We start from the raw sequence: 5,536 nt of genomic DNA on the forward strand, positions 1-5,536 counted from the left end.
CACCGGCGGTACCACTTCACCTGCTACCAGGTTGTCGGTGATATCCAGCAGAGCACTGATAAAGATCTTGTAGCTGGCGATACCTTCGTTCAGCCACGCTTCGCGGCCACCCGTTGTGGGCAGTTGTTTCGCAACAAAACCACCTTTCGCACCCACCGGCACAATCACGGAGTTTTTCACCTGCTGGGCTTTTACCAAGCCCAGTACTTCGGTGCGGTAATCCTCCAGACGGTCGGACCAGCGCAGACCACCACGGGCAACTTTACCGCCACGCAGATGCACACCTTCAACCCGTGCGGAGTAGACAAACACTTCAAACATCGGACGTGGCAGCGGAATATCGCTGATCTCACGCGGGCTCAGTTTGAAGGAGAAATAGTCTTTCAGCTCACCATCAGCATCACGCTGGAAGAAGCTGGTACGCAACGTGGCTTTGATCAGCTCAAGGAAACGACGCAGGATCTGGTCTTCGTTGAGGTTCGCCACTTTATCCAGTGCATCCACGATGCTGGATTCGATACGACCGGCCAACGCGGCAACCTTGTCACTGCCCTGACGCTGAGGTTCAAAACGTGCACGGAACAGCGCCACCAGCAAACGGGTTACCTGAATGTGGCTGGACAACGCACCGGCAATATACGGCTGAGAGAAACCAAAACGGATCTGCTGACTGTAACGGGAATACGCACGCAGCATCGCCACTTCGCGCCAGTTCAGGTTTGCGCCTATTACCAGCTGGTTGAATTCATCGTTTTCAGCACCACCGCTCCAGATTTTGGCGAAGGCATCCTGAAAGACATCCTGCACCTCATCCAGCTCAACCGGCTCGGAACCCTGATAGATCAGCGTAAAGTCATGCATCCAGTACTGGCGACCGTCTTCACGGCGCACTGCGTAAGGATGCTCACCCACCACGCGCATGCCGAGGTTTTCCAGTACCGGAATGACATCGGACAGCACCAGCGGCTCATCAGCGACAAACAGCTTGAAGCGCAGGATTTCGGAGCTTTGCTCCAACACGCGGTAGAAACTCATCGTGATCGGCTGTTCGTCGCTCAGGGCTTCAATGCGCTGAATATCGTATACCGCACTGGCAGGGCCAAAGTGTTCACGGTACGCGCTGGTGAACGCAAAACGGTAGCTGTGCAGCAGTCGGTTGCCCTGCTCTTCACCGCAGACATCAGTCAATGCAGCATGCAGCTCATCGCTCCAGTCGCGGGAGATATTCACCACGTCCTCTTCCAGCTTGGCCATATCCAGCGCCGGAGGGTTATCCGGGTCGATACGCAGCACAAACTGCACACGGGCCAGCACGGATTCACTGAACGTCGTGGTGAAGTCCGTACCGGTCGCACCGGTCGCCTTCATCAACAGATCCTGAATCTGCAAACGCAGCTCGGTGGAGAAAATGTCACGTGGTACGAAATAGAGGAAGGTCATGAACTGATTACAACGATCCGCACGCACCAGCAAACGGGCTTTGCGGCGTTCGTTCAGACTGAAGATGCCCATGGCGATCTCCAGCAGCTGTTCTTCAGTGGTCAGGACCAGTTCATCACGTGGCAGATCATTCATGATCTGCAGCAGATGTTTACCGTTGTGGCTGCGAGGATCAAAGCCGGTGCTTTCCAGTACCGCTTTGGCTTTGTCGCGCACAACAGGGATAGCGTGCATCGGCTCGGAGTACACCGCCGAGGTGTACAAACCGTGGAAACGGATCTTACCCACGACATTGCCGTTTGCATCAAACTGCTTCAGTACAATTCGGTCCATATAGGCCGGACGGTGTACCAGTGAGTAACGTGCATCTTTTGCAAACATCAGCGGCGACGGTTCCAGCAGGAACTCTCGCTCAGCGTCGCGCAGTTCACCCAGGCTGCTGCCTGAAGCGGCGGCTTTATCCAGCTTAAAGATACCCAACTCAGAACCCGCAACCGGCATCACCTGCTCGCCTTCGATGCGGATCTCATCGTATCCGAGGAAAGTAAAGTGATCATCCAGCATCCAGCGCAGGAACGCCTGAATCTCTTCTTGCTCGCCCTGTTTTTCCAGATCAGCCAGCATCGCTGCGGCGCGACCCTGCATCTCGGAATAATCGCTGACCGCCACATGTACATGCTTAAGCACTTTATGCAGCGCGGCGAAGATCGCTTTCAGTTCAGCATCATCACTGGTGCGATCGACTTCAAGATAAATAAACGACTCAGCAGACGCACCTTCTGCAGACCTGTCACACAACTCCAGCAGATCACCCTTATCGTCACGACGGGTAAACAGGATCGCATTGTGGATTGTGTGAATCACCAGACCACGGCGGTTCAGTGCCATACGGACCGAATCAACCAGAAACGGCATATCGTTCTGTACGATCTCGATCACTGTATGCTGAGCACGCCAGCCGTGTTGTTCCAGATCCGGGTTGTATAGGCGTACCTTTGGCTCTTCTGCATTAAAGTTCTGCAGGAACTGCCAACACGACAATGTCGCGCCGTAGAGGTTATCCAAAGAGCGTTCATTTAGCTCTTCGTGGGTCGCGGTCTGATAGTAACGACTTGAAAAGTCGGTCACCTGCGTGGCCATATCGGCAGACAGACGTTGCTGTAAAAGGTCAGTAAGCGGTGACAGCAACGAACTGCTGTCGCAGAGTTGGTCAGACATTGTCGTTTATTTATCCTGTTTAGACGTTAATTTTATAGTTATGCAAGTATAGAAGTATGAACAACTTAGCGCTGCTCTATACGTAGATTCTTTTCCCGAATTTCCGCCCCAAAACAGGACAAACTCCCGTTTTTTTGACCTTTTCTTACCGGATGATTTTTAGCTCAGTTTTTAAGCAAAAGGACAGAGCAATTAGCGCGCTCAACGACCCGTGCAGACACTGATCCAAGCAGAAATTCGTCTACTCGCGAACGATGATGGGCGGACATCACCACCAGATCGATCGCCTTATCTTTTACATACCTCACAATTTGCTCAGCCGGTGAACCTTCATACACTTTTAACACAGGCTTCACATCTTCCGGCAGCTCATCCTTGGCAAATTGCTTAAACTGACGCGCGACTTCGGTCACCGCTTTCTGGTGCTCTTTCTCGCTGAAGAATGAGGCTACCAGCGAGTTACTAAAACCCGGCACAACAGTGATCAAATGTAACTCTACCCCGTTTTCGCGAACTTCCCTTAGGGCCAGTTGAAGGGACTTTTTAGTGAACTCTGGCTCCGCCAGATCCACCGGTACTAGTACTTTTGTAAACATCAGCCATTCCTCCGGCAATACCCGGCTACAACAAAATGTAGCCGGGGTGCACTTGTTTATGCTGCGACAGGTTGTGCCACAGGTTCTTCTTTACGACGACGTCGCTGCATTACGATCAGCAAAGCCAGCAAGATAATCGCCGGAATATAGATCAGCTGTTTTGGCGGCTGCACTTGTGGTGCTTCCGCCCCGGTAATCACTTGATCGAAGGCCAGACCGGCATGTTCCGCCGCACTGTCAAAGCCCACGTAGTCGACGATGGTTTTGCCATCTTTGTCCAACAATTCGATACCGGTTGATGCCAGTCGCGCAGCGCCATCTTCACCTTCACCCAGATTCAGGATCGCCAGGAAGGAACGCGCGTTACCCACATCATCTTCACCATCAATCCAGATACGCAGCTCAGTACCCGGTTGCAGATTCCCTGCCTCCTGCACCAGTGCGGACGGACTGATCTGCTGATACGGCTCTACGATGCGATCCATCCAGAAGCCCGGACGGAACAGCGAAAACGCAATCAACAGCAACAGACAGGTTTCGTACCAGCGGTTACGGGCAAAGAAGTAACCCTGAGTAGCCGCGGTGAAGATCAGTATGGCGATGGTCGCCACGATAAATACCTGAATACCTTCTAACCAGGTCACATCAATCAGCAACAGGTCAGTATTGAAGATAAACAGGAATGGCAGCGCGGCCGTACGTAAGCTGTAGCTAAACGCCTGGAAACCCGTCCGGATAGGATCACCACCGGAGACGGCTGCCGCGGCAAATGAGGCCAGACCAACCGGTGGGGTCACGTCTGCCATGATGCCGAAGTAGAATACGAACAGATGCACCGCGATCAGCGGTACGATCAGTCCGGATTCCTGACCCAGTGAGATCACCACTGGCGCCAGCAAGGAGGAAACAACAATGTAGTTGGCCGTGGTTGGCAGACCCATACCCAGAATCAGGCTGAGAATCGCGGTCAAAATCAGCATCAATAGCAGGTTGCCCATCGACAACACTTCCACCAGATCTGCCAATACAGACCCCACACCGGTCTGCGATACAGCACCGACAATAATACCGGCGGTCGCGGTCGCAATACCGATACCGATCATGTTGCGCGCACCCACGATCAGGCCATCGACCAGCTCATTGGCACCCTGACGCAAACGTGCCCCCAGATTCCCCTGCTGGCGGAAGTACGCCATCAGCGGACGCTGAGTGACCAGAATCACGATCATCAGGATGGTTGCCCAGAAGGCGGACAGCCCCGGAGACAGGCGCTCGATCATCAGACACCACACCAGCACAACCACCGGTAGCAGGAAGTGCAAACCGGATTTAACGGTCGGCCCCACTTCCGGCAACTGCAGCATCGGAGCGTTAGGGTCATCCAGTGCCAGATCCGGCACACGGGATGCAAAACGGATCAGGTAGAGATACACCACCGCCAGCAACGCCGCGATCACCATACCCGCGAAGTCACCGAATACCGGTTTAATCCAGCCAATTCCGTAGTACACAATTGCGGCAATACCCGCCGTAGTCAGGAACCCGGTCAGGATACCGATCAGACGTAACTGCCATGCTTTCACGGCAGTACGACGTGGCAAGCCATACATGTTCTGCTTCAGTGCTTCCAGATGCACGATGTAGATCAGCGCGATGTAGGAGATCAGTGCCGGCAGGAATGCATGGGTGATAACCTCAACGTAGGAGATACCCACGTACTCCACCATCAGGAACGCCGCAGCGCCCATCACAGGTGGCATAATCTGGCCGTTAACAGACGAAGCCACTTCAACCGCACCGGCTTTTTCAGAGGAGAACCCAACCCGTTTCATCATCGGGATGGTAAACGTACCGGTGGTCACCACGTTGGCAATGGAGGAGCCTGAGATCAAACCGGTCAGGCCGGACGATACCACCGCGGCTTTCGCCGGGCCGCCACGCATGTGGCCCAGCAGCGAGAACGCCACCTGAATGAAGTAGTTACCGGCACCCGCTTTGTCCAGCAGCGCACCAAAGAGAACAAACAGGAATACAAAGTTGGAGGAGACGCCAAGCGCAATACCAAAAACGCCTTCCGTGGTTAGCCATTGATGGTTAACAAGCTCTTTTAGTGTGACGCCTTTGTGCGCAATCAACTCCGGCATATACGGACCGGCCAGAGAGTATGTCAGGAAGACGATTGCAACGATCAGCAACGGTGGACCCAAGGTACGACGGGTCGCTTCCAGCAGCAGAATCAAACCGGTGACAGACACCACCAGATCCTGAGTATTTGGTAACCC

At 53.8% G+C, this 5,536-nt stretch carries 3 protein-coding genes; all 3 read right to left on the minus strand.

Annotation, left to right across the window (positions count from 1 at the left end):
* Positions 1 to 2,658: NAD-glutamate dehydrogenase domain-containing protein (locus ABYW01_RS12745; RefSeq protein WP_372833245.1), on the minus strand; the 2,658-nt coding region annotated here is incomplete at its 3' end.
* 164 nt (positions 2,659 to 2,822) lie between these two features.
* Positions 2,823 to 3,254, minus strand: a complete 432-nt coding sequence (locus ABYW01_RS12750; protein ID WP_372833247.1) for a universal stress protein — start codon at positions 3,252 to 3,254, stop codon at positions 2,823 to 2,825.
* A 56-nt stretch (positions 3,255 to 3,310) separates the two neighbouring features.
* Positions 3,311 to 5,536 (minus strand): TRAP transporter permease (locus ABYW01_RS12755; protein ID WP_372833249.1); only part of this gene is annotated, 2,226 nt, incomplete at its 5' end.

It is taken from the genome of Pontibacterium sp. (assembly GCF_041587635.1).
GTDB lineage: Bacteria > Pseudomonadota > Gammaproteobacteria > Pseudomonadales > Balneatricaceae > Pontibacterium.